This is a genomic window from Shewanella sp. SM71 (assembly GCF_025653905.1).
In the GTDB taxonomy this organism is placed as follows: domain Bacteria; phylum Pseudomonadota; class Gammaproteobacteria; order Enterobacterales; family Shewanellaceae; genus Shewanella; species Shewanella oncorhynchi.
Genome location: NZ_JAKKRW010000030.1, coordinates 18,647 through 42,065, shown reverse-complemented (window position 1 = coordinate 42,065; position 23,419 = coordinate 18,647). Strand labels below are relative to the sequence as shown.

The 23,419-nt window shown below is 47.7% G+C and carries 20 protein-coding genes; 13 read left to right on the top strand and 7 right to left on the bottom strand.

Translation table 11 applies throughout. The features are described from left to right. Window positions 1-2: 2 nt before the first annotated feature. From L5L97_RS21650 to L5L97_RS21640, 3 genes are all read right to left on the bottom strand, one after another. Window positions 3-686, bottom strand: a complete 684-nt coding sequence (locus L5L97_RS21650; RefSeq protein ID WP_131524531.1) for a response regulator transcription factor — start codon at window positions 684-686, stop codon at window positions 3-5. Next, window positions 687-1,733 carry a PAS domain-containing sensor histidine kinase gene (locus L5L97_RS21645; protein WP_263169404.1) on the bottom strand — a complete coding sequence of 349 codons (1,047 nt, stop codon included), beginning with the start codon at window positions 1,731-1,733 and terminating at the stop codon, window positions 687-689. It abuts the gene before it with no gap. A 284-nt stretch (window positions 1,734-2,017) separates the two neighbouring features. Then, window positions 2,018-2,941, bottom strand: a complete 924-nt coding sequence (locus L5L97_RS21640) for a pirin family protein (RefSeq protein ID WP_263183942.1) — start codon at window positions 2,939-2,941, stop codon at window positions 2,018-2,020. Window positions 2,942-3,525: 584 nt separating this feature from the next. Between L5L97_RS21640 and L5L97_RS21635 the strand changes: the two genes are divergently transcribed. The 7 genes from L5L97_RS21635 (at window position 3,526) to L5L97_RS21605 (ending at window position 11,483) form a co-directional block, all read left to right on the top strand. Beyond that, complete coding sequence (locus tag L5L97_RS21635; protein WP_317629578.1) at window positions 3,526-5,199, top strand: sensor histidine kinase; 1,674 nt, start codon at window positions 3,526-3,528, stop codon at window positions 5,197-5,199. Continuing rightward, window positions 5,193-5,924 (top strand): LytR/AlgR family response regulator transcription factor, encoded by a 732-nt coding sequence (locus L5L97_RS21630; protein ID WP_105250908.1) that lies wholly within the window; start codon window positions 5,193-5,195, stop codon window positions 5,922-5,924. Before L5L97_RS21635 ends, L5L97_RS21630 begins: the two co-directional genes overlap by 7 nt. A 107-nt stretch (window positions 5,925-6,031) precedes the next feature. Beyond that, a complete protein-coding gene (locus tag L5L97_RS21625) occupies window positions 6,032-7,276 on the top strand; it encodes an MFS transporter (RefSeq protein WP_263183941.1) in 1,245 nt (414 codons plus the stop codon). Window positions 7,277-7,511: 235 nt separating this feature from the next. After that, on the top strand, window positions 7,512-8,249 hold the full coding sequence (locus tag L5L97_RS21620) for a sulfite exporter TauE/SafE family protein (protein ID WP_263183940.1): 738 nt from the start codon (window positions 7,512-7,514) through the stop codon (window positions 8,247-8,249). Between the two features lie 136 nt (window positions 8,250-8,385). After that, entirely contained in the window at window positions 8,386-8,850 is a 465-nt protein-coding gene (locus L5L97_RS21615; RefSeq protein ID WP_220777436.1) for an NlpC/P60 family protein, read from the top strand. A gap of 45 nt (window positions 8,851-8,895) precedes the next feature. Then, complete coding sequence (locus L5L97_RS21610; protein WP_263183939.1) at window positions 8,896-10,359, top strand: MFS transporter; 1,464 nt, start codon at window positions 8,896-8,898, stop codon at window positions 10,357-10,359. 92 nt (window positions 10,360-10,451) lie between these two features. Then, window positions 10,452-11,483 carry a LacI family DNA-binding transcriptional regulator gene (locus L5L97_RS21605; RefSeq protein WP_263183938.1) on the top strand — a complete coding sequence of 344 codons (1,032 nt, stop codon included), beginning with the start codon at window positions 10,452-10,454 and terminating at the stop codon, window positions 11,481-11,483. Window positions 11,484-11,590: 107 nt separating this feature from the next. Here L5L97_RS21605 and gtfA read toward each other — a convergent pair whose 3' ends face one another. After that, the gene (gtfA, locus tag L5L97_RS21600; RefSeq protein WP_263183937.1) at window positions 11,591-13,069 is read right to left on the bottom strand and encodes a sucrose phosphorylase; all 1,479 of its coding nucleotides are present in this window, start codon (window positions 13,067-13,069) and stop codon (window positions 11,591-11,593) included. Between the two features lie 261 nt (window positions 13,070-13,330). On the opposite strand from gtfA, the gene L5L97_RS21595 reads away from it, so the two are divergent. From L5L97_RS21595 to mog, 6 genes are all read left to right on the top strand, one after another. Continuing rightward, window positions 13,331-14,551 carry an MFS transporter gene (locus L5L97_RS21595; protein ID WP_263183936.1) on the top strand — a complete coding sequence of 407 codons (1,221 nt, stop codon included), beginning with the start codon at window positions 13,331-13,333 and terminating at the stop codon, window positions 14,549-14,551. Between the two features lie 278 nt (window positions 14,552-14,829). Then, window positions 14,830-17,226, top strand: a complete 2,397-nt coding sequence (locus L5L97_RS21590; protein ID WP_263183934.1) for a TonB-dependent receptor domain-containing protein — start codon at window positions 14,830-14,832, stop codon at window positions 17,224-17,226. 104 nt (window positions 17,227-17,330) lie between these two features. Further along, the gene (locus L5L97_RS21585; protein WP_263183933.1) at window positions 17,331-18,314 is read left to right on the top strand and encodes a carbohydrate kinase family protein; all 984 of its coding nucleotides are present in this window, start codon (window positions 17,331-17,333) and stop codon (window positions 18,312-18,314) included. Between the two features lie 227 nt (window positions 18,315-18,541). After that, window positions 18,542-18,928 carry a hypothetical protein gene (locus L5L97_RS21580; RefSeq protein WP_212601154.1) on the top strand — a complete coding sequence of 129 codons (387 nt, stop codon included), beginning with the start codon at window positions 18,542-18,544 and terminating at the stop codon, window positions 18,926-18,928. Then, a complete protein-coding gene (locus L5L97_RS21575; RefSeq protein WP_263183931.1) occupies window positions 18,925-20,232 on the top strand; it encodes a type II toxin-antitoxin system HipA family toxin in 1,308 nt (435 codons plus the stop codon). Before L5L97_RS21580 ends, L5L97_RS21575 begins: the two co-directional genes overlap by 4 nt. A gap of 253 nt (window positions 20,233-20,485) precedes the next feature. After that, window positions 20,486-21,019 carry a molybdopterin adenylyltransferase gene (gene mog, locus L5L97_RS21570; RefSeq protein ID WP_106648670.1) on the top strand — a complete coding sequence of 178 codons (534 nt, stop codon included), beginning with the start codon at window positions 20,486-20,488 and terminating at the stop codon, window positions 21,017-21,019. 73 nt (window positions 21,020-21,092) lie between these two features. Here the strand turns inward: mog and L5L97_RS21565 are convergent, their stop codons facing one another. The 3 genes from L5L97_RS21565 to L5L97_RS21555 all read right to left on the bottom strand — a co-directional run bounded on the left by L5L97_RS21565 (window position 21,093) and on the right by L5L97_RS21555 (window position 23,416). After that, a complete protein-coding gene (locus tag L5L97_RS21565; RefSeq protein WP_263183929.1) occupies window positions 21,093-21,341 on the bottom strand; it encodes a hypothetical protein in 249 nt (82 codons plus the stop codon). A 109-nt stretch (window positions 21,342-21,450) separates the two neighbouring features. Further along, window positions 21,451-22,599 (bottom strand): ABC transporter permease, encoded by a 1,149-nt coding sequence (locus tag L5L97_RS21560; RefSeq protein WP_263183928.1) that lies wholly within the window; start codon window positions 22,597-22,599, stop codon window positions 21,451-21,453. Window positions 22,600-22,681: 82 nt separating this feature from the next. Further along, the gene (locus L5L97_RS21555; RefSeq protein WP_219254690.1) at window positions 22,682-23,416 is read right to left on the bottom strand and encodes an ATP-binding cassette domain-containing protein; all 735 of its coding nucleotides are present in this window, start codon (window positions 23,414-23,416) and stop codon (window positions 22,682-22,684) included. Between the last annotated feature and the right edge of the window lie 3 nt (window positions 23,417-23,419).

Here is a 23,419-nt window from a genome sequence, read left to right as displayed (position 1 = left end):
GCTTATCTATTGTTTGTTAAGCGATAACCTAGGCCCGCTTCTGTCTTAATGAGCTGCTGCTCGCTGCTGTCATTGAGTTTTTTACGTAACTGACTGACTAAGATCCGCAGATAATGACTGTCTTCTTGATGGGTTTTACCCCAAATATCCCGCAGTAATTCAGTTTGTTTAACGAGCTGACCAGGGTGAGACATTAAGGTCTCCATCAGGGCAAACTCCTTTTTGGTTAAGGCGATTTCTTGCTGATCGAGCCAAAGCTGGTGGGTACTTTTTTGCAACTTAAGTGCGCCAAACTGCAGTAAATCACTTAATGGCGGTTCATCGACTAAATCGCGGACTAAAACCTTGATGCGAGCGATTAACTCCCTGATCCCAAATGGCTTGCTGAGATAGTCATTGGCGCCAGCTTCTAAAAGACGAATTTTTTCTTCCTCTTGATCGCGGGCGGTTAAGATAAGCACCGGCACTTTGTCACTTTGACGTAGGGTTTGCAGCAAGCTGATGCCATCACCATCGGGTAGGCCAAGATCAAGCACTAACACATGTGGCTGCTGCGCATGATATTGCGCTAGGGCTGACGCAATCGAGGCGGCGCCATGATATTCGAATCCTTCCGCTTCTAACGATATCCGCATAAAAGTGTGGATTTGCGCTTCGTCATCGACGACCAGCACCTTATAAGCCATTTATTCCTCTCCCTTTTTTATCGGCAATGCGATACGAATAAGGCTGCCATGAGCGACAGGTTCGGCGCTGATCTGGCCACCATGGGCGGTAATTATGCCCTTAGCAACAGCAAGCCCAAGGCCCGAGCCGCTATCGGTTGAGGGATGCTGGCGATAAAAGAGTTCAAAAATTGCCTGCGCTTGAGCGGGTTCTATGCCAAGACCCTCATCTTGGATATCTAACAATAATACATCGCCCTGCTGATACGCCTTTACTATGACTTGCTTATCAGAAGGCGAATAGCGCAGCGCATTATCCAATACATTAAAAATAGCTTGCTCAATCAATGAACTGCAGATCATCAGTGACGGTAGATCGGCGTCACTCTTGATGATAATACGCGGCTGCGTGGCTGGAAAACGGGCAATAGCTTGGTGCAATACATTCATTATGGCGTCTTCACTCAAGCTAAATTTGAGTGCGCCGTGTTGTAACTTAGTGGCTTGCAGCAGGTTTTCGATATATTGGTGCAGGCGATGGCTTTCGGCTGCTGCGCTATCAATCAGCTCATCCTTTTGGTCTGGGCTGAGCTTAGGCATGTATTCCTTTAAGGTGGTGAGCGTGCCAATGATAGTGGCGAGTGGGGTGCGTAAATCGTGGGAAACCGACAGCAAAATACTGTTGCGTAACTGAGCTTGTTCGAGAGCATCTTGCTGACGTCGATAGTGTTCGGCTAATTTGCTGGTGGTGAGGGCGACAAGCAGAAACACACTGAGATTGAGAATGTCCTCAAGATTAAACATCTGGAGTGAATAACGTGGTGTGGTAAATAGAAAATTAAAGCTGGTCGCCTCAAATACTGCCGCAAAATAGGCCAAGTTGGCGTTGCATTGTAGGGCTACGGCCACTACGGCCAATTGTAAAATCAGTAGTACGGCGATAGTCGAGTTTGAAAAGTGATCGATAAAGGCGCTGCTGAAAATGGCCGTCACTAGCACTATGAAGGTAAATAAAGTCGGGTGCGAACGCCAGTATTGTGTCATGGGAGCCGCTATGGATGAAGTCATGAATAGAAAGACGCATATAAAAAAAGTGCCTGTACTTTAGCAAAGGCATTTTAAGATAGCGCGTAAAAATGTCGTAAAATTTGTAACCTTGTGAGTGGCTTAGCTTGCACTTAGCTTAGGCCAATCGAGCTTGTTCACATCACACTTTGGGTAAATGATAAGGCTTACCGCATACACTCATGTTGTAAGCCTTAACCTAGGCGCAGACCCTTACGTATGTTGCCAAAGCGCCTATCCAACCACTAACCCCGAAATCATTTGTTCACCCATCATTGAGCTAAGCATCACCAAGGTATTGGTGGGGGCACTAAGCGTTTGCCACTATAGCCAGTAACGGCGGCGAAGCGGGGATCTTCGGCTTCCCAATCTGCCTGTGCTTTAACTATTTCATCTTTGCTATGGCCGACAAAGTTCCACCAAATGCTGACAGGATCAGCCAGTGGCGCGCCACCAATCAGCAGTATGCGACAACCTGCCTCGAGTTTTATGGTAATGGTTTCGCGTAGCATGCCAAGGTAGGCGAGGTGGTTATTATCAAAACTGTCATCCTCGATTTGGAAGCTGCCTTCCAGTGGCATGAGGGCATATTCGAAACTAGGGTCGAGATTCAGAGTGAGTTCAGCGTCATGGGCGGCAAACAGATCTATGGCAACGATAGGTGAGAAGTGTAATGTGGGCGCCTGTTTATGATGCCAACTGCCAATCAGTAGGGTGAATTCGACGCCTGACTCGTGCCAAGTCGGCAGCTCTGGGTAGTGATCGAATCTCGGAGTGGTATCTTTGTGCTCTAGTGGTAAGGCAATCCATAGTTGGGCTGCGTGCATAGTGTGATGGCCCGCTATCGACTCTTCGGTGTGGGCTATGCCGTGTCCGGCTGTCATCAGGTTAACTTGTTTTGGGCGGATCACTTGGGCACTGCCGAGGCTGTCCCTGTGCATGATTTCGCCTTCGAGCATCCAAGTAAAGGTTTGCAATCCAATGTGTGGATGTTGGCCGACGTTTAACTGCGGGCCGTCGGTGATTGGGCCAATATGGTCGAGAAAGCACCAAGGGCCGATAAGGCGGCGCTCTTTTTGTGGAATAGCCCGTGCGACAGGTATGCCGCCGACATCACTGATTTTAGGGGCTATCCGTTGAGCTTGAATGCGGCCATTTTCAATAGGACATTCCTTAGGGCCACCATAAAACTGTGCTTGTAGTTCACTCATGTTCGCTCCTTATTCCATTACTAGGGCATGCTCAGTTCAGTTTGGCTCGGTTCAGCGCAGCTAAGTGTGAACCTAGAATCTCGCATGGGGGTGATCTCATATTGCATTCGAGCCGAAGGTTTTAGCTTCGGGTATTCCAGTCGATTTTGCAAATTGTGGCAGTGACCTGATAGAGGGCAATTGCACTTTTTAGTGGTTAACTTAACGTGTTTTAGGATCTTCAAATTGTCCTTCGATACACTTTGATAGCCTAATTCAAGTACGAATGTGTGACTGAGCCCGCGTGAATGGGACTTTTATCTGTCCTTTACTTTAGCAAGCCTGTATTTATGTGGGCATTAGCGTTTGATGTTTTACTCGAGCCTAAATACGAGTGTTTGACAAGTTTGGGGCTCGGTGATTTTTATCATCCATGTCTTACGTTGGATCTGCAAAATCGAGTCTATCTTTTATGGGAGCTTGTGTTGGCGGCAAAGCCTGTCTTCACCCTAATCCATTCAGCGTACAGGCTTAACACTCATAAATATATCATTGGTAAATATAACGTTGGGCTGTGATTCAGCGTGATAGATCAAGGGGAAAGCGTGCTCGAAAATCAAATGATGTTACTGGCGGTATTTGAACGGGCGGCCTTGATGCTGATGACCTTGTTCTTTTTAACCCGCACTCGACCGTTCCAGCGTTTATTCCAAAAGCGTAATCACACCCCCGCAGAGCTGGTCTCTGTGGCGGCGATATTTTGCTTATTTGCGGTGTTCAGTACTTATACCGGTATTGAGGTTGAAGGCGCGCTGGTTAACGTGCGGATTATTGCGATTATTTCCGGCGGGATTTTATTTGGCCCTTGGGTCGGCATTCCCGCGGGCGTGTTGTCGGGGCTGCATAGATATCTGATTGATATGGATGGCGATACTTCTATCCCGTGTTTAATCGCCAGCATTATTGCCGGTCTAATGGCTACCTGGATTTACTACAAATGCCCCAAATCTAAGTTATGGATTTATGGCATTGTGGCTGGCATGTTGTGTGAAACACTGACCATGTTGTTGATTTGGCTGCTGACAGAGCCGCACCAGGTGGGTGTAGAGATTGTGAGTCACATTGCCTATCCCATGATTGCGGGCACTGTGTGTATCGGACTGATTATCAAGCTAGTGCAAGACCTCGACGATGAGAAAGAGCTCATTGCCGCCAAGCAGGCCAAGCTCGCGCTGGATATTGCCAACAAAACCTTACCTTTCTTCCGCAAAATTGATCGTCATGCGTTAGAGCAAGTGTGCGGTGTGATCCGTAATGAAATCCACGCCGATGCCGTGGCCATTACCGATACTCGCGATGTATTAGCCTATATGGGCGTTGGCAAAGATTACTACGAGGTCGATGGTCATCAAGCGATTAGCGAAATGACTCAAAGGGCGATAGAGCAAGATCAAAACATTATTAACAATGACTTACGCCAATATCATTTATCGGATTTTCATTCGGTCATCATAATCCCGCTGCGCGAAAACGGCACTGTGAGTGGCACGCTGAAGATTTACTATCGCAATACCTATCGTATCACTAGCTCGTTGCGGGAGATGGCTGTGGGTTTGTCGCAGCTGATTTCGACCCAGATGGAAGTGTCGCGTATCGAGCAACTGCAAGAGATGACCCGCAAGGCGGAGTTTACGGCGTTGCAGAGCAAGATTAATCCACATTTTTTATTTAATGCCCTCAATGCGATTTCTTCTTTGATCCGTATTCGGCCACAGCAGGCGCGACAGTTGATTGCTAATCTGGCCGATTATCTGCGCTATAACTTGGCTAAAGGCGATGAGCTGATTGATATCCAAGAAGAAGTGAAACAAGTCCGTGATTATGTGGCGATTGAGCAGGCGCGCTTTGGCGACAAGCTTGAAGTGATCTTCGATGTCGACGATGTGCATTTTTGTGTACCTTGCCTCTTGTTACAGCCGCTGGTGGAAAACGCCATTTTGCACGGCATTCAGCCGCGCAGTGCACCGGGTAGAGTGACGATAGAAGTGAAAAAACTCGATGCAGGCATTCGCGTCGCCGTGCGCGATACTGGTTATGGGATCCGCCAAGAGGTGATTGATGGTGTAGCTGCTGGCCGTGTAGAAAGCAGCAGTATTGGGCTGATGAATGTGCACCAGAGAGTGAAGTTATTGTACGGCGAAGGTTTGCAGCTTAAACGGCTCGAGCCGGGGACTGAAGTCAGTTTTTACTTACCGGAAAATGAGGCGCAAGTATGTTAAAAGCCATCATAGTTGAAGATGAATATCTCGCCCGTGAGGAGCTAGAGTATTTAGTGAAGAGCCACAGTGAGATAGACATAGTGGCTAGCTTCGAGGATGGCTTAGAGGCCTTTAAATATTTGCAGGATCACGAGGTCGATGTGGTGTTTTTGGATATCCAAATACCGTCCATCGATGGCCTTTTGTTGGCGAAGAATCTGCATAAATCGACCCATCCTCCCCATGTGGTGTTTGTGACTGCCTATAAAGAATTTGCAGTAGAAGCGTTTGAGCTCGAAGCCTTCGATTATATTCTCAAGCCCTACAATGAACCGCGGATCATCAGCTTATTGCAGAAGATTGAACAGGTGGGACGACAAGCACCAAAGCCGCAACATGAGGCCGCGAGCAACACCAGTCGAACCGTGAATTTAGTTAAAGGTGAGCGGATTATCGTTACGCCCTGCGAGCAAATTTATTATGCCGAGGCCGATGAAAAACTCACCTATGTGTACACCCGCACCGACCGTTATGTGATGCAGATGACCATCAGTGAGTTTGTCAGCCGCTTGCCTGCTGAAGGCTTTTTCCGCTGTCACCGTTCCTATTGCGTCAATATCAACAAGATCCGCGAAATCGTTCCTTGGTTCAATAGCACTTACCTGATTAGGTTGCATGATTTGTCGTTCGAGGTGCCCGTTAGCCGTAGTAATATTAAGGCTTTTCGACAGCTGATGAGGCTGTAATTGTCATTCATTCCTGCAGATCTGTATTTCATGCCTTAATTGATCGGCGCGAATCGCATCTCTCTTATAGTGGGCTCAATTCCTGATCCCCTAAAGCGAGATGCATCATGACTAAAGAGATGAACCGTACTCGGTACCTGACCTTAGTTGGTACTATTATCACCCAGTTTGCACTCGGCTCAGTTTACACTTGGAGCCTGTTCAATGCGCAGTTGGCCGTTAAGCTCGACGAACCCGTCAGCCAAGTGGCATTTGTGTTTGGTTTGCTGAGTTTGTCTTTGGCCGTGGCATCTTCCATGGCGGGCAAATTACAGGAACGCTTTGGCGTACGTAATGTCACCTTAGGCGCAGGCCTGTTACTCGGCGTTGGATTCTTACTCACTGCTCAAGCCAGTAACTTGATGATGCTTTACCTGTGCGCAGGGATTTTAGTGGGCTTTGCCGATGGCACTGGCTACTTGATGACCTTGTCTAACTGCGTGAAGTGGTTCCCCGAACGCAAAGGGCTGATTTCGGCGTTAGCGATTGGCGCTTATGGTCTAGGTAGCCTCGGATTTAAATACATTAACGTGCTGTTACTCGAAAACACTGGCCTTGAAACCACCTTCCAACTGTGGGGCCTGATCGCCATGGCGTTGGTCTTGTGTGGCGGTATGTTGATGAAAGATGCGCCTGCACAATCAGCCGCAAGTCAGCAAGCCGAAAGCCGCGACTTCACCCTCGCAGAAGCCATGCGTAAGCCACAATACTGGATGCTGGCGCTGATGTTCCTGTCGGCCTGTATGAGTGGTTTGTATGTGATTGGTGTGGCTAAAGATATCGGCGAGAAGATGGTCGACTTGCCTGTACTGGTCGCCGCCAATGCTGTTGCTGTGATTGCTATGGCGAACCTCAGTGGTCGTTTAGTGCTGGGTATTCTGTCGGACAAAATCCCCCGCATTCGGGTTATTTCACTGGCGCAGATCATCACTTTAGTCGGTATGGTGTTACTGTTGTTCATTCCTTTGAATGCTAACCTGTTCTTCGTTGCGGTTGCCTGCGTTGCCTTTAGTTTTGGCGGTACTATCACTGTTTATCCATCATTGGTGAGCGACTTCTTCGGCCTGAATAACCTGACTAAAAACTATGGCGTTATCTACTTAGGTTTCGGTATCGGCAGTATTATCGGTTCGATTGTCGCCTCGTTATTTGGTGGGTTTATTGCAACATTTAACGTGATTTTAGTGCTACTGGTGGTGGCGTTAGTCATGTCATTAACCATTCGTATACCAGAGCCCAAAACTCCTGCGTCAGCTAAGAAAGCGACTAAGAGTACGCCTCGCTTAGTGAATATGACGGCCGAATCTGCATAGGCGTAAGCTAAGCTTTTCCTCTTTAGCTAAAAGCTAACATAAAAAATCCGCAGCCAAATGGCTGCGGATTTTTTACTTTTTATCCCGTATTTTATGGACGAGGTTGTTACTCACGTTTAGGCTCGCTGACTTATCTATGTGATTACACTTTTGATGTTAGCTCAGTGCAGCCTCTTTTTTATCACACCAACAACAGGTAACTTGATAGCCATAAAGCGTTATTCAGGATGTGTTGATGTTAACGGACCCTCTTTTTTGGTTGGTGGCGATACCCGCAGTCTTGATTACTGGGATTTCTAAATCCGGTTTTGCGGGTGGCGTGGGCGGCTTAACTGTCCCACTATTGGCGCTGGCCATTAGCCCTACCACCGCGGCGGCGCTTATGTTGCCGCTGCTGATTTATATGGATTTTTTAAGTGTGCGTTCTTGGTGGGGGCAACATAATCCGCGTCATTTATGGATATTACTGCCCGCAGCGATAGTGGGTATTTTTATCGCTTATCTGTTGTTCGATAGGTTGAATGAAGAATATCTACGGGCGATTTTAGGTTGTGTGTCCCTCGGTTTTGGTTTGTATGGTTTGATCCTTGGGGATAAAACTCAAGCATCACCTTCACCTCTGGTTGGGCGCTTGTGTGGCTTAACCGCCGGATTTACGAGCTTTGTTGCCCATGCGGGCGGGCCGCCACTTAATGCTTATTTGTTGCCGTTGCGCTTGGCCAAGGCAGAGTTTTTAGCCACTGCCGTGGTGTTTTTTGCGGTGGTGAATCTGGTTAAACTTGTTCCTTACAGTTTGCTTGGGCAGATTAACCAAGAGAATATTATCGTTTCTCTGTTATTGGTGCCGCTGGCATGGTTAGGGGTAAAGTTAGGTTTGTTCATTCAAGATAAAATTGACGATAGGTTATTTAAACGCATCATCTTGATTTTAATGGTGCTGGTGGGTGTGCGTTTATTGTGGACGGCGTTATAGTTTTAAGCTTTAGGTTATATTAGTCTGCTAGAGTGCGCGGGTGTTGGGGCGTTTTGATCCCCAGCCGCCCTGAATTTACCTGATAAAAACTCAAAATTACGTTACTGTGAAATCTGCCTGCAATGAGTTTGAAGCTATGAAACGATTACTGATAGTTATCTTAGCCTTAGGCCTTGGCGCTTGTGCTAGCGCGCCAGAACCTAAGCCTGTGGTAAAGCAAGTTGAACCTGTCTCGGTTTGGAACGATAGCAATATCTCCGAACTCCATTCTGAGTGGCGTGGAGTACCTTATCGCCTTGGTGGTGGCACTAAGCGTGGCATAGATTGCTCGGCCTTTGTGTCGGTCGCCTATCAGAAGATGTTGGGTATGACCTTACCGCGCACAGTCGAAGAGCAGCAAGCCTTAGGTAAACCTGTGCCGAGAAATCAACTGCGCAAGGGCGACTTGGTCTTTTTCAAGACGGGCTGGAGCACACACCATGTCGGCATTTATGTGGGAGACGATAATTTTCTCCACGTTTCCACTAGCCAAGGGGTGAAGATTTCGAGCCTGCATAACAGTTATTGGGCGTCTAAGTATTGGAATGCACGGCGGATTTAACATATCTTCTTTATGCACTTGAGCTTATAAGTTAGCGGAGACAATATGTCCTTAGAGCCTGCGTTATCCCAGAGTGACCCTTTACCTACTTCTGTTTTTCTCGCCATTTTCTCCGCCGTATTCTTGCCCATGTTTTTGGCCGCGGTTGATCAAACCTTACTCGCGACGGCGACGCCTGCCATAGTTGAAGATCTTGGCGGTCTGCGCCAAGCCTCGTGGATCACTATCGGCTATATGCTGGCGATGGCCGCTTCTGTACCGATTTATGGCTGGTTAGGGGATAACTTCGGTCGCGCGAAAATCCTGATGATCGCCTTAGTGGTTTTTGCACTGGGCTCCATCGTTTCGGCGAGTGCAGGCACTATGGACCACATGATCGCCGGACGTATCTTGCAGGGTATGGGCGGTGGCGGTTTGATGAGTTTGTCCCAATCCTTAATTGGTGAGTTAGTGCCTATTCGGCAGCGGGCGCGTTTCCAAGGCTATTTTGCCGCTATGTTTACCCTCGCGAGTGTCGGCGGCCCTGTGATTGGCGGGATTGTGGTGCACGCCTATTCGTGGCATTGGCTGTTTTGGGCGAATATTCCACTGGCTATGCTGGCCGTATGGCGGCTCAATGGCTTACATAAGCGCAGCGTTAAACCCGTTCGCCAAGGCAAGTTTGATTTAGTGGGCGTGGTCTTGTTTCCGGCTATTATCACCGCGCTGTTGTATTGGTTATCTGTGGCGGGGCAAGAGTTTGCTTGGCTTTCTGCGACCAGCTTAGGCTTTGCCGTCTTTGTGGTGGTTGGCATTTTATGCTTGTTATTGTGGGAACGGCGATTGGCGAGTCCGTTTCTGCCGTTAGATTTACTGGCGAAGAAGGCCGTGTATATGCCACTGCTAACGGCGGCGCTGTTTGCGGCCTGTTTGTTTGCGATGATCTTCTTCCTGCCGATTTATCTGCAGGTGGGCTTACATACTAATCCCGCTAAAACTGGTTTACTGCTCTTGCCTATGACCTTCGGTATCGTCACTGGCTCGACGATAGCAGGCCGACTGTTAAGCAAAGATGTCGCGCCTAAGTGGTTGCCGACCTTTGGTATGGGTTTAGCTTTCATCGGCTTGTTATTGATTAGTTTTGTGCCGCCTAATGCCAATGTGATCGGCGGCTTAGGTGTGTTGGTTGGGATAGGGCTAGGGACTGTGATGCCGAGTGTGCAGCTCGTGGTGCAGAGCGTGTCGGGCAAGGCGCGACTCAGTCAAGTCACGGCCATGGTGTCGCTGTGTCGTTCTATGGGCGCTGCTATCGGCACTGCGTTATTTAGTGTGCTGCTTTATAGTCTGCTGCCACTCAAGGGTTCAGAGCTTGGCATCGCCACCATTAAAACTCTGCCGACAGAGGTGGTGCATCACGCCTTCCAATATGGATTTATGGCCGCTGCGGGTGTGGCATTGTGCGCCGCGATAGTCGGTTTTTTATCCCCTGCGACGGCATTAAAAGATCATGATAGCGAAACTGCGCAGTAAGCCTAGATTTGCAGGTGCACGACCCATTTAAGCCGTGTACTATTTGCGCTGAGCCGTATTTTTGTGGCCTTATTCGATTCCAGGACATAAGCATGACAACAACAAAACACTGGACCCTAAAGAGCATAGCCAACGAGTTGGGTGTCTCTAATGCCACTGTGTCTAACGCGTTTAATCGCCCCGATCAATTATCGGAAAAACGTCGTAATGAAATTTTAGCGGCTTGCACTAAGTTGGGTTATTTCGGACCAAATAAAGCGGCTCAATCCCTACGTAAGGGCAAGTTCGATACTGTCGCCTTGGTGCTGTCGGATAGCGTGGAATACATGGTGTCCGATCCCGTCGCCAGTAAATTTATGAAGGGCGTAGCCTCTGTCTTGGAGCAAGAAAAACTCAATTTGCTGCTGTTTTCGGGCAGTTCAGACAGTGTAAATGCGGTAGCCGATTTTGTGGATGGTTTTATTTGTTATGGTCGTCCGCGCAATGCCCTGTTGGCCGAGCAGTTAAAGCAGGTAAAGAAAAAGGTCGTCACGGTCGATTTTGATATCCATCGCAATGCGTCTGTGAGCATAGACAATAAGTTAGCGGCCTATGAAGTGGCAAAACTGGCATTGCAGTCGCCAGCTGACAATGTGGCCATTTTGGGGCTACGTTTGCTCGATACCCACTTAACTTGCCGCGTGTATGATTTAAATTTGTTAGAAATCGATACCTCTGTTGCCCATCAAAGGTTACAGGGTTACTTGCAAGCGATTGAAGAAGTGGGCGTTGTTCTGGGGCCGGACCGCATTTGGAATATCCCCGAGAGCAATGCCGACTATGCGGCGATAGCGGCAAAAGAAGCGCTGAACTCGACTCCGCGGCCGAATGTATTTTTATGTATGAGTGACTTAATCGCCTTGAGTGTGCTCGGTGAGGCGCAGGCCATGGGGCTGAGTGTTCCCGAAGATGTGCGAGTAGTGGGCTTTGATGGCATAGATGAAGGCACACGTTCAAATCCGCCGTTAACGACCGTCTATCAATACTCTGAGCAGAAGGGCCGAAAAGCGGCGCAAATGTTTGTCAGTGATGCCGTGCATGCGGAAGTTTTGGGCTATGAATTACGCCTCGGTAAGAGCTGCTAGTCTCTACATCTTTTAACTAAAAAAGGCGCATTCAATGCGCCTTTTTGCTATCTCAAAACTATGGCTTGAACTTAAACCCAAGCTCAAGCCCGAACAGGAACTCAAGCTTATGCTTGAGCCAGCAGTTTTGATAACGACACTTGTGTCTCTTTACCTTGCTTATCTATTAGGGCGATTTGGCCATCTTTGTTGGCAAAGTCGAGGGTGAGGCTCGCCTGTGAATCGGCCGCTGTCCAAGATAAGGTTAACGTGCGTTCTGCTGATGCCATCGTAAATCGGCCATCGAAGGCTGGGCTGCTATTACGCAGTTTAATCAGTTGAGTCAGCGCCTTAACTACAGGTTTCTGTAACGCTTGTTGCACTTTTTCACGGTTCAAGTAAGGACGATTAATATCGCGACCGACATGGGTGTTGTTGAGCAGTTCCATATCATTTGGAATCGCCAGCAGACCCGCGTAATACACCTGCGGAATACCCGGTGCGAAAAACTGAATCGCCCGCGCCATCAAATAATCTAAGTCATTCTGGCCGAGCGCATCGTAATAGGTGCAGTTGATTTGATATAAATCGACGTTACTGGCGGCCGCGCCTGTGGCTTGAAGACTCTCGCCCTTACTGTTGCCATGTATGGTTTCAACCAGATTATCGATTTGATTTTCGGTCAATAATCCGCGCAAGCCATCCATAGGGCCGACGTCGATAATGCCGATGCCGTCGTGGGTGTCGAGTACGGTAATGCAGTTGCGTGGCGCCATTTCCAGCCAATGGGTCAAGGCTTGGCAATCTTGGCTAAACAGCGTGTGCAAGATGAGCGGTGGCAGGGCGAAGTCGTACACCATGTCGACCCGCTTGGCGATTTCGACTTGAGTCATGTGGTGCGAATGAATTTCGGCCAGCGTTGTCATACCTAACTCATTGGCTTGATTAGCTAATTTATCCACGAACTCGAAGGACTCTTCAATCATAAAGCAGCTAGTGCCGGGCTTTTTAATCGCATAGCCCGCAGCATCTAAGCGGATCAGATTCACTTTACTGTGGTCGAAACGCGCCAGTACTCGGTTTAAATAGTCTTTACCCGCGGCGGAATGAACGTCGATATCGATTTGATTGCGGGTAAAGGTGGTCCAAAACTCTTCGGTCGAGCCATCGGCTAAGGTGTAAGTGCTGAAGCAACTGCCCGGGCGTGGACGATAGATAGCGGCTTGATCTTGCGCGCTTAACCCTTCAGGAAATACCTTGTCTTTGGTTAAAAATAAATCCCAGTAAGCCGATTGTTTGCCGTGCTTGAGTACGTCTTTAAATTCGGGCGACTCGGCGGACATGTGGTTAACGATAAGGTCGGCCATGATGTCGTAATCATCACCAATGCGTTTAACGTCATCCCAATTGCCTAAGCGTGAATCGACTTGCACATGGTCTATCGGATCGAAGCCTGCATCGCTGCCGTCAATGGGAAAATAGAAAGGCAAAAGATGTACGCCGCCGAATAGACCTTGCAACTCGTCATCGAGCAGCGCTTTGAGCTCCTTGAGCCCGGCATTGGTAATTCTGTCGACATAGGTGATCAGTTGCACTTGGTTTTTCATACTTTGCCCACGCTTGAGTTGTCTTTTTAGAGTAAAGGTTAATGGCAATCCTTTAATTGATTGCACAACTAAACTTAATCGATTAAGTTGTATATTTAACCAATATGAAACATTATTCAAGTGGTTTGTTGGATTTTTGAGTTAGTCTCAAGTTTTGGGGGAGGCTGGCTCACTGCTGTACACAAAAGCCGAAACCCTTTCAGTATGCTGTCACTGAGCTGCTGAGAGCGAGTAGGTATAATAACGATAAGGTGAAATGGTATGGTAAGTGATTCAAAAGGTTGCGATAACCGCAATCATACCCGTATTCGGGTACTCACATATTTAATGTTTTTCATGTTCGCTATGACCTCTGATGCCGTGGGCGTCATTATTCCTGAGTTGATATCCCAGTTTGGTTTGTCCATGTCGCAGGCCAGTGCCTTCCATTATATGCCGATGATTTTTATCGCGGTGAGTGGACTGTTTTTAGGCTTCTTGGCGGATAAGATAGGGCGTAAGTTAACCATTCTATTGGGGTTATTGTTATTCGCGCTCGCCTGCTTCATGTTCGCGCTGGGGGAATCGTTTTACTATTTCTTGTTCCTACTCGCCTTTGTCGGCACGGCGATTGGCGTCTTTAAAACCGGCGCGCTGGGGCTTATTGGCGATATCTCGACTTCCTCAAAACAGCATTCGAGCACTATGAATACGGTAGAGGGCTACTTTGGTGTCGGTGCCATGATAGGGCCGGCCATCGTTAGTTATTTACTGATCAGCGGCGTCTCTTGGAAGTATCTGTATTTTGGCGCGGGTTGCTTCTGTTTAGTGCTGTGTTGGTTAGCTTATCGGGCGGATTATCCGCAAATCAAACGTTCCTCGACGGATGCCATTAACCTTGCCAGCACCTTTAAGATGATGAAAAACCCTTATGCATTAGGGTTCTCGCTCGCGATAGGTTTATACGTTGCCACCGAAGTGGCGATTTACGTGTGGATGCCGACCTTGCTGCAAAGCTATCAAGGTGATTACACCACACTGGCCGCTTATGCCTTGACGATCTTTTTTACCCTGCGTGCTGGTGGGCGCTTTTTAGGTGGCTGGGTGCTCGATCGCTTCCCATGGCAGCAAGTGATGTTCTGGTTTAGCTTCGCGATAAGTGCTTGTTATCTTGGGTCTATGATCTACGGCATTGAAGCGGCAGTCGTCTTGTTGCCCTTGTCTGGGCTGTTTATGTCCATGATGTATCCCACGCTTAATTCTAAGGGGATTAGCTGTTTCCCCGTAGATCAGCATGGCTCTGTGGCTGGGGTGATTCTGTTTTTTACTGCCGTGTCCGCCGCCGTTGGGCCCTTGTTGATGGGGTTAGTGGGCGATATTTTCGGCCATGTTAAATATGGCTTCTACCTCGCCACTGGTTTTGCCATTTTGTTGTGCCTTCTGAGCGGATTTAATCTCGTTAAAGATCCTGCCCGCCATTTGTTAACTTTCGATACGCACTAATTTGGGCTGTGACAGAAAATATTTTTTTGTCACATTTCTTCAATTAATCAATACGTTGATCTGGTACACCCAGAGTGCGAACCAAAATTGTGCAAAAAACACACTTGATTTTTGTTATTAAGTTGCTAACTTGTTAACTTAATCGATTAAGTTGGTTGGGGGTTAAGTTCAATATGACCTTGAGCAATCACTAAGATGGTTCTTCGATTAATCACAATTCGGTAGATGTAGCCATGGGGAGATAGGGCTGCATCTCAAATATGGGTGGGGACATAAAAATGATAAAAAGCACATCACAGAAATTCTTGTTAAGTACATTGGCCGTGTTGGTGAGTTCTCACCTTTGGGCAGCCGACGCACCACAACAGGAAGAAGCCAAGAAAGACGCGTTAGGTTTAGAAAGAATTACCGTGACTGGGGTTGCCCGCGGCACTCGTGTTATGGACTCGAGTGTGTCAGTCAGCAGTGTGTCACTGGCTGAGCTTGAAGTGAGTACGCCGCGTTCATCTGCCGAAGCATTCCGTATTATTCCGGGGATGAAGGTCGAGTCTACTGGCGGTGAAGGTAACGCTAACATAGCTGTGCGTGGTTTACCTGTGGCGTCTGGTGGTGCTAAGTTCCTACAAATTCAAGAAGATGGTTTGCCAATCCTACAGTTTGGCGATATCGCCTTCGGTAACGCAGATATCTTTTTACGCTTAGATTCAACAGTGCAAACCATTGAATCTATCTGTGGCGGCTCTGCATCGACTGCGGCCAGTAATGCCCCTGGCGGCATTATCAATGTGATCAGTAAAACCGGTACTTCGGATTCGGGCAGTGTGGCTACCACCTTAGGGCTGGATTACGATACCTTCCGTACCGACTTTGAATACGGCACTAGCATCAACGACAGCCTGCGTTTCCATGTGGGTGGTTTTGTGCGTACGGGCGAAGGCCCACGCGATGCTGGCTATAACGCTAACAAAGGCGGCCAGATCAAAGCTAACTTAACCAAAGAATTCGATAAGGGTTATGTTCGTCTGTATTTCAAACATTTAGATGATAAAAGCATTGGTTACTTACCTATGCCTATGTACTCGGATGGCAGTTCAATCCCAGGTTTTGATGCGAAATCCGATGCGATTCAATCCGCGTATTTCCAGTCAACTTTGAGCTTAGGTGCCGATGGCGAACGTCGCCGTGGCGATATGCGCGATGGCATGAATCCAGTGGTCGATTCTGTCGGCTTAGAGGCTTCATTCGATTTAGGTAACGATTGGCAGGTTGAAAACCGTTTCCGTTTCTCCGATGTGAGCGGTAACTTTATCGCGCCATTTCCTGCCGAAGTGGCAAACGGTAGCGATATCGCGACCAGTATTGCTGGCACTGGCGCTAAGTTGATTTACGCCAATGGACCTAATTCTGGTAGTCAGATGGACGGTTTAGCCATGCGTATCAATACCTTTGACGTGCAGATGAATGACTTTGGCTCAATCGTAAACGACCTGAAATTGACTAAAACCTTCGACGATACCAGCGTGACCTTAGGTTACTACAATGCGGTGCAAAACATCAGCATGACCTGGATGTGGAACTCTTATTTGATGGAAGTCAAAGGCGATAATGCCGCACTATTAGATGTGGTTGCCGCCGATGGCACTGCGTATTCTGACAATGGACTCTATGGTTATGGCGTACCTTACTGGGGAAATTGTTGCCAACGTAATTACGATACCGACTACACCATTAAAGCGCCTTACCTCGCGTTAGCATCGAGTTTTGGTGACTTGTCGCTCGATGCCAGTGTGCGTTATGACAGTGGTGATGCGAGCGGTAACTACGCAGGTAGCGTGCAATCGCAAGTGGATATGAATCTTGATGGAATGATTTCAATCCCTGAGCAGAGCGTGTCTTCCATCGATAATGCGAACCCTCAGCCAGTGAATTACGATTGGAGCTATACGTCTTACTCATTAGGTGCTAACTATCAATTTGCCAGTGACTTAGCTGCCTTCGGTCGCTTGAGCCACGGTGGCCGCGCCAATGCCGACCGTCTGTTATTTGGTAAAGTGCGTGCCGATGGTTCAGTTGCGAAGGAAGATGCGGTTGATATCGTTGACCAGTACGAGTTAGGTGTTAAGTACCGTTACGATGATTTGTCTGTGTTCGCGACGGCGTTCTACTCTGAAACCGAAGAGCAAAACTTTGAAGCCACCAGCCAACGTTTCTTCGACCGTAAGTACAAAGCCAAAGGTATCGAAATCGAGTCGGCCTATTTTATCGGTGACTTCGACTTTAGAGGCAACCTGACCTGGACCGATGCTGAGATTGCTAAAGATGCATTGACGCCAGAAGTGGTGGGTAATATCCCAAGGAGACAGGCTGACTTTATCTACTCCTTGATGGGCCGTTACAACTTTGACCAAGGTTCTGTGGGCGTTAACTTAATCGGTACCACTGATTCCTATGCTCAAGATAATAACGACTTAAGCTTCGATGGCTACAACCAAGTGAATACTTTCGCGACTTACAATCTGACCGAAGCCATGAGTGTGTCCTTAAACGTCAATAACTTGTTTGATGTCACAGGTATTACTGAGGCGGAAGAAGGCTCAATCCCTGATAACAATATCATCCGTGCCCGTACTATTAATGGCCGCACCACGAGTGCGACGCTTAAATACGAGTTCTAAGCGGATGTTGCGACAAAAATAATGCTAAGCCCAAAACAGCCCATGAAAGTGGGCTTTTTGCCCGATACAGAATGCAGAATATAGAATACAAAGTTGGAGTGGAAATGACGGTATTACTCAGTTTCGGTGAGGTGTTAGTAGACTTGCTGCCAACCGATGCCACAGGCAAACATCATCAGCTGATTGCCGGTGGCGCGCCCGCCAATGTGGCTGTGGGTTACGCGAAACTCGGCGGTAAGAGTTACTTTGCCGGTGGCATCAGCGCGGACCATTATGGCGTTATGTTAAAGCAAGCCTTAGCGGTTCAGGGCGTGGCGACCGATTATCTTGCCGAAGTGCCGGGCGCCGCTACCGCGACTGTGCTGGTCAATTTAGATGAACAGGGTGAACGCACCTTTGAGTTTAACCGTAATGGCACAGCCGATATGCGCTACAGCAATCAGCATTTCGACCATATTCCATGGCAGGGGATTGATATCTTTCATCTTTGCTCTAATACCTTTACTGAAATTGCCATCTTTAACACTAGCCTTTATGGTGCGCGTTGTGCCAATGCGTTCGCGACTTTAGTGAGTTTCGATGTGAACCTGCGTTTATCCCTGTGGCAGGACACGTCTTTGTTGGCCGAGCGGGTTGAGCAGTGTTTTCGTTACACCCAAGTGCTGAAAATGAGCCGCGAAGAAGCGGACTACTTAGCGTTAGCGCGGGATAAGAGTTTTGAAGATTATCTGCAGTTTTGCCTCGCCCAAGGGGTTGAGGTGATTTTGGTCACCGATGGTGCCAATACAGTACAATGCATCACAGGGCAGCAAAGGTTTAGCGTACCCGTCCCCAAAATCTCAGCCGTCGATACTACGGCGGCAGGCGACAGTTTTATCTCAGGCTTCCTGTTCGCTTTAGGCTTAGGGCTCGAACATGATCTTGAATCCGATTTAGGAAATGTAGGCTTGAAACAAAGGCTAGAAAGCAAAGCGCATTTAGAAGCGGCGGTGGTATTTGCAACTCGCTGCGGCGCGATTACCTGCGGGCAAAAAGGCGCGTTTCCCTCTTTGCCCACACTGGCTCAGGTGAGCTCATTTTTGCTTTAGATCTGAGCCGATATTTGTCTCTTCTCCTTGGCATAAATTGCACATATATTTCAATGTAATGTACTAAATCTATTTTTTATGCTGAAAATATCGCTAAAGCAGATGAATATTAAAAATATACTGCTATAGTATAACTATTATTTTTTTTCATCATAAAAAGTCTGCGTTAGTGATAGTTGTTACTGTGTAATACCTGTGGTGAAACGTAGCACTTTGAGGTGGTACTTATGTCTGATATGAAAAACGTAGAAAGTGATACCCAAATAAATCAGATGCTTAACATGAGAAACCAGCTAGCTGTGCAGATGGCTGCGTTAGATCGTGAATTGCAAATACTGCTTCTTAAACAAAAGCGTGATGGATTTCAGCCGCTAACGCAACAGACAGTACAAGAGATGGTGGCCGAACATATGGGGCAGCTAAAAGTGAAGGAGCTAACCTTATTTGCCGATATTGCGCCAGCTACTTACTACAAAATTATGAGTAAGCTTGAGTCGGTAAAAATTGGCACCCTAAAGACACTACTCAATACCATTGGGTTAGATTTATTTATTGGTAAGAAAGCACCGGACGTTAGTGTTCAAATTAGCTCTTCGAATGAGGCTAAGTCATGAGAGCTAATCGAATTGGTTATGTCTACAGTAACAACCGATTTGCCGGTGAACTGCTAGAGTACGACACGCTAGAGGGGTATGAGTACAGCTTCACCTATGCGGCCTCGTATATTGCCTCAGGCCTGCCGCAGATTGGCTATAAGCTGCCAATCACCCATGAGCCATACCGCCGAAACTATTTGCCGCCATTTTTTGCTAACCTGATGAGTGAAGGTTGGGTGAGGCGTCATCAAGCGAGAATCGCGAGATTAGATCAAGATGACAAGTTTGGCTTATTACTGGGAAATGGTGCCGAGCTTATTGGTCCCGTCAGTGTGCTGACTGAGTATCGTGGTGATGATATCTCGCCCGCGATAGAATTGATCTCTGTTCCGATGAAAAGCCTTAAAGGTTACCAGATTGATTTTCCTCGCAGTGAGTTTAACGAAGTGGCCATGGAATCCTTAGGTGGCGTATCTATCTCTGGTGTTCAACCTAAAATGTTTCTAACCTATGTTGAAGGCAAACCCAAAACACTGACCAACGCCGTCGGCATGGGACCATACATAGTTAAACCTTCTCCCAACGACTTTCCAGAGTTGGCGGAGAACGAATTTATGGTTATGCAGTTGTGTAAGGCAGTTGGTTTCAATGTTGCTGAACATCACTTAGTTCCCTTTAGTTGCGGGCAACTGGCCTATGTGACTGCACGGTTTGATCTGGATAGAGAGACTGGTAGAAAGCGTGAATTTATCGAAGATCTGGCATCTGCGCTAAATGTTGCGCCGGGGAATAAGAGTAGCGATACATTGTCCTATGAAAGAGCGATTAAAGAAGCGTATCAATTGAGTGGTGGCCATGTGCAATTGCTCAAAGATGGCTTTCTGCAGGTCCTAATGGCCTATATCGTTGGCAACAATGATTTGCATTTGAAAAATATTTCCCTTAGCCGTGCTAGTGACAGTAACAGGGCCTCTGGGTACACCCCCATCTATGACATGGTCTCAGTTGCTCCCTACAAGCAATACGATAATTCGGGTGAGTTAAGTATTTGGTTACTTGAGTCAGAGGTGGAAAGAGGATTCAGTACATCATCATATGAGCATTATGGTTACTATACTGGCCATGATTTTAGTGCCTTTGCTGAAGCGATTGGGTTGGGTGAACGAGCAGGAAAAGTATTGATGAATGACCTTGGCAAAAAAGTGGCAAAAGCTCGGGAGAAGGTTATTGAGAATGCCCCCGGTAGTGAACAGCTGAAGCAAATAATTAGTGATAGGATAACGGCCAGATTAAGCACTCTGACTCGGCCAACGCTTTGGTAATAACTTGCTGCAATTGGCTAAGTTGAAAGTGTTTGTTTTTCAATATTACCCTTTGTGCTCATTGCATCTCCTCTATACATACAAATGCTACGCATATAGCGCGAACCTCATCACGTTTTAGTCGCTCCATTGGTTAGGCATTTATGCTATTTTAGCTGCGGCTTAAGGTCGAAGCTGTCGCGGCTTCTTCCATGCTTGATGTCGACAATTTTCACTTCGGCATGTTTCATTTCAACATCATTGGGGATTTCCTATGAGCAAAGCAAAAATCGGTATTGTGACGGTCAGCGATCGCGCCAGCGCGGGAATTTATGAAGATATCTCAGGCAAGGCGATTATCGACACGCTCAACGACTATCTCACCAGCGAGTGGGAGCCGATTTATCAAGTGATCCCCGATGAGCAGGATGTGATTGAAGCGACGTTGATCAAGATGGCCGACGAGCAGGATTGCTGTTTGATTGTCACTACGGGCGGCACTGGCCCAGCGAAACGCGATGTCACCCCAGAAGCGACAGAAGCCGTCTGCGATCGCATGATGCCAGGCTTCGGTGAGTTGATGCGCGCCGAGTCATTAAAATTTGTGCCTACCGCCATTTTGTCTCGTCAAACCGCAGGGTTACGTGGCGATTCATTGATTGTGAATTTGCCCGGCAAACCAAAATCGATTCGCGAATGTTTAGATGCCGTGTTCCCCGCCATTCCTTACTGTATCGACTTGATGGAAGGCCCGTATTTAGAGTGCAATGAGTCGGTTATCAAGCCATTCAGGCCTAAGGCTAAGTAATCTTGCTATCGAGCCTGTAAAAAAATAAAGCCACTGAAAATCCAGTGGCTTTATTGTTTGAGGAGCTTAGGATTCATAACTGATTAATCTGCTGCTTTAGCTCGTACTCTGGCTCTGTCACTATTTTTTCAAGCACTTGTACTCGCTCGATTAGTGTTTGGTTTTGTAGGCTGAGTTGAGTCACTTTGTCCTCAAGGTGCCTATCGTCTGCGGTGCCCACTCCAAGTTGGTGTGCCTTTAGATAGTGTTTAAACATTTCAGTGGCGCTGAGGCCAATAATGAAGCTGACCATAATCACCATTAAGACAAATTCGTTTTCCATAACAAACTCCCGTAGCTATTGAGGTTTTCAACTTGGGAGCGACTTAGTTATCGCTCCTCAAGTTTGTCGGTTTAAGTTTATCGTCCCCAAGTTTATCAATCGAAGCGACCTATAAACCGAAGATTACTTTTTCACTCTTGAGCGACCTTTCCATGCCAAACGCCAGCAATACCGCGATGGCGAGTGTGCCTAAGGTCGAAACCAGTAACTGCAACATGGGTAAGTCTTTACCTTTGATAAAGTCCATTAATGCCTGTTGCTGACCCGAGACGGGCAACCACTGCAGCATATCTGGCGCTATGTTGTAACTGGCGGCCATCGACAGGGCTAAGGGCACAAACAGCACCATAGTCAGATAGGACTGAGCTTCCTTAAAGGTTTTCGCCATAAAAGACACAAAAAGTTGCAGACAAGCGGCCATTAACGCGACGGGGATGCCGACCACTAACATCAGCAGCATAAATTCTGTGGTGATGTTGACGCTAAAGCCTAATTCCTGCCATGGCACAAAGGCGTAGGCGATTTTAGACACCAGCAAAATCAGCACTAAACCGAGCAGAGCGAACAGGCTCACCGCAATAATTTTTGACAGTACTAATTGGCGAGTGGTCAGCGGATGGCTCAGTAGCAGGGCCAAGGAGTTACGTTCGCGCTCACCGGCACTGGTGTCGATCGCTAGGTTCATCCCCGAGATAAATACCGAGTAGATCATAGTGAAAATGGCGATACCTAAGATCATCCCACCTTTAGAGTCTGTAGTGGCTTTGTCTTGCACATTCACTTTAAGCGGTTGCACCACGCGGGGGTCAATACCGCGGGCGATTAAACGTAAACTGCCCATTTCAGCGCTGTAGGCCTGCAGTTGCTTCTCGAGTCTGCGAATCGAGTTCTGTAATTTCTCTTCAGAGTTATCGGCCACGATAGTGATTTCGGCGCTTTTGCCTTGGTTCATCTGCGCGGCATAGTCGGTGCTGATGATCAGTTCTATTGCTTTAAGGTCTTTGGCGTCAGAGCCATCGGCTGCGCCTTGAGTGATGCCTTTATTCGATAAAAATCTTACTAAATCCGGTGCTTTATCGGGATTTTTAATAGTGATTTTCAAATCATCGGGGCTGGTTAGCTGGCCAATTAACACCATAAATAGGCCGCACATGATCAGCGGCGTGCCTATGGCGTAGTAGAGACCCGCCATCACAGAGCGCTTATCGCGGGCGGCATCGATGAGTTCTTTACGAACCATAGCCATTATTTTATTCATGCTGTCATTCCCTTATCCATGATCTTATCTATCTGAGCTTGTACAGTATTGATGCTGCCTGCATTCTTGTTAGTTTGAGTCATCATGCCGCTATCCCTTCATCCGTGCCGATAAGTTGAATAAAGGCTTCTTCGAGTGAGTCTTTGCCAGTTTGAATGCAAAGCTCAGTTGGGCTGCCAATGGCGACGACTCTGCCTTGGGCCATGACGATCACTTGGTCACACAGCGCGGCGACTTCCTGCATCACGTGGCTGGAGAACAGCACGCAATGTCCTTGATTTTTAAGGTCGATAAGAATGTCGCGCAATAGGCGAGTGCTCATCACATCCAGCCCACGTGTCGGCTCGTCGAGGATAATATTGCTCGGGCTGTGGACGATTGCCTGTGCGAGGGCGGTTTTCATTCTTTGTCCTTGGGAGAAGCCTTTGCAGCGGCGATCGCTAATGTCTTCGAGGCGCAATTTCGCAATCACTTGGCTGGTGGCTTCCTTGGCGTCCTTGGATGATAAGCCGCTTAGCTCGGCAAAATAGCGAATGTATTCCCTTGGTGTTAAGCGTTCATACAGACCAAAAGGGTCGGGGAATAGCCCGAGTTGCTGCTTAGCGCCAATAGGGTCGATGGCGACATCTATGCCTTCGATTTCAGCCTTGCCGTTATCGGGTTTCAGCAGGCCAAAGATAGTACGTAAACAGGTGGTTTTACCTGCCCCGTTCGGGCCGAGTAGTCCTGTGATTTGGCCGTTTTGTGCGACGAAACTTAAGTCATTCAGCGCCTGCACGTCACCGATGCGCTTGGAAAGATGGGATACTTTAATCATGGC

Coding starts and splice junctions, on each gene's coding strand:
- L5L97_RS21590 (WP_263183934.1), top strand. CDS start 14,830: ATGATAAAAAGCACATCACAGAAATTCTTGTTAAGTACATTGGCCGTG.
- L5L97_RS21615 (WP_220777436.1), top strand. CDS start 8,386: ATGAAACGATTACTGATAGTTATCTTAGCCTTAGGCCTTGGCGCTTGT.
- L5L97_RS21580 (WP_212601154.1), top strand. CDS start 18,542: ATGTCTGATATGAAAAACGTAGAAAGTGATACCCAAATAAATCAGATG.
- L5L97_RS21645 (WP_263169404.1), bottom strand. CDS start 1,733: ATGACTTCATCCATAGCGGCTCCCATGACACAATACTGGCGTTCGCAC.
- L5L97_RS21575 (WP_263183931.1), top strand. CDS start 18,925: ATGAGAGCTAATCGAATTGGTTATGTCTACAGTAACAACCGATTTGCC.
- L5L97_RS21555 (WP_219254690.1), bottom strand. CDS start 23,416: ATGATTAAAGTATCCCATCTTTCCAAGCGCATCGGTGACGTGCAGGCG.
- L5L97_RS21640 (WP_263183942.1), bottom strand. CDS start 2,941: ATGAGTGAACTACAAGCACAGTTTTATGGTGGCCCTAAGGAATGTCCT.
- L5L97_RS21625 (WP_263183941.1), top strand. CDS start 6,032: ATGACTAAAGAGATGAACCGTACTCGGTACCTGACCTTAGTTGGTACT.
- L5L97_RS21630 (WP_105250908.1), top strand. CDS start 5,193: ATGTTAAAAGCCATCATAGTTGAAGATGAATATCTCGCCCGTGAGGAG.
- L5L97_RS21620 (WP_263183940.1), top strand. CDS start 7,512: ATGTTAACGGACCCTCTTTTTTGGTTGGTGGCGATACCCGCAGTCTTG.
- L5L97_RS21605 (WP_263183938.1), top strand. CDS start 10,452: ATGACAACAACAAAACACTGGACCCTAAAGAGCATAGCCAACGAGTTG.
- mog (WP_106648670.1), top strand. CDS start 20,486: ATGAGCAAAGCAAAAATCGGTATTGTGACGGTCAGCGATCGCGCCAGC.
- L5L97_RS21585 (WP_263183933.1), top strand. CDS start 17,331: ATGACGGTATTACTCAGTTTCGGTGAGGTGTTAGTAGACTTGCTGCCA.
- L5L97_RS21595 (WP_263183936.1), top strand. CDS start 13,331: ATGGTAAGTGATTCAAAAGGTTGCGATAACCGCAATCATACCCGTATT.
- L5L97_RS21610 (WP_263183939.1), top strand. CDS start 8,896: ATGTCCTTAGAGCCTGCGTTATCCCAGAGTGACCCTTTACCTACTTCT.
- L5L97_RS21565 (WP_263183929.1), bottom strand. CDS start 21,341: ATGGAAAACGAATTTGTCTTAATGGTGATTATGGTCAGCTTCATTATT.
- L5L97_RS21560 (WP_263183928.1), bottom strand. CDS start 22,599: ATGAATAAAATAATGGCTATGGTTCGTAAAGAACTCATCGATGCCGCC.
- gtfA (WP_263183937.1), bottom strand. CDS start 13,069: ATGAAAAACCAAGTGCAACTGATCACCTATGTCGACAGAATTACCAAT.
- L5L97_RS21650 (WP_131524531.1), bottom strand. CDS start 686: ATGGCTTATAAGGTGCTGGTCGTCGATGACGAAGCGCAAATCCACACT.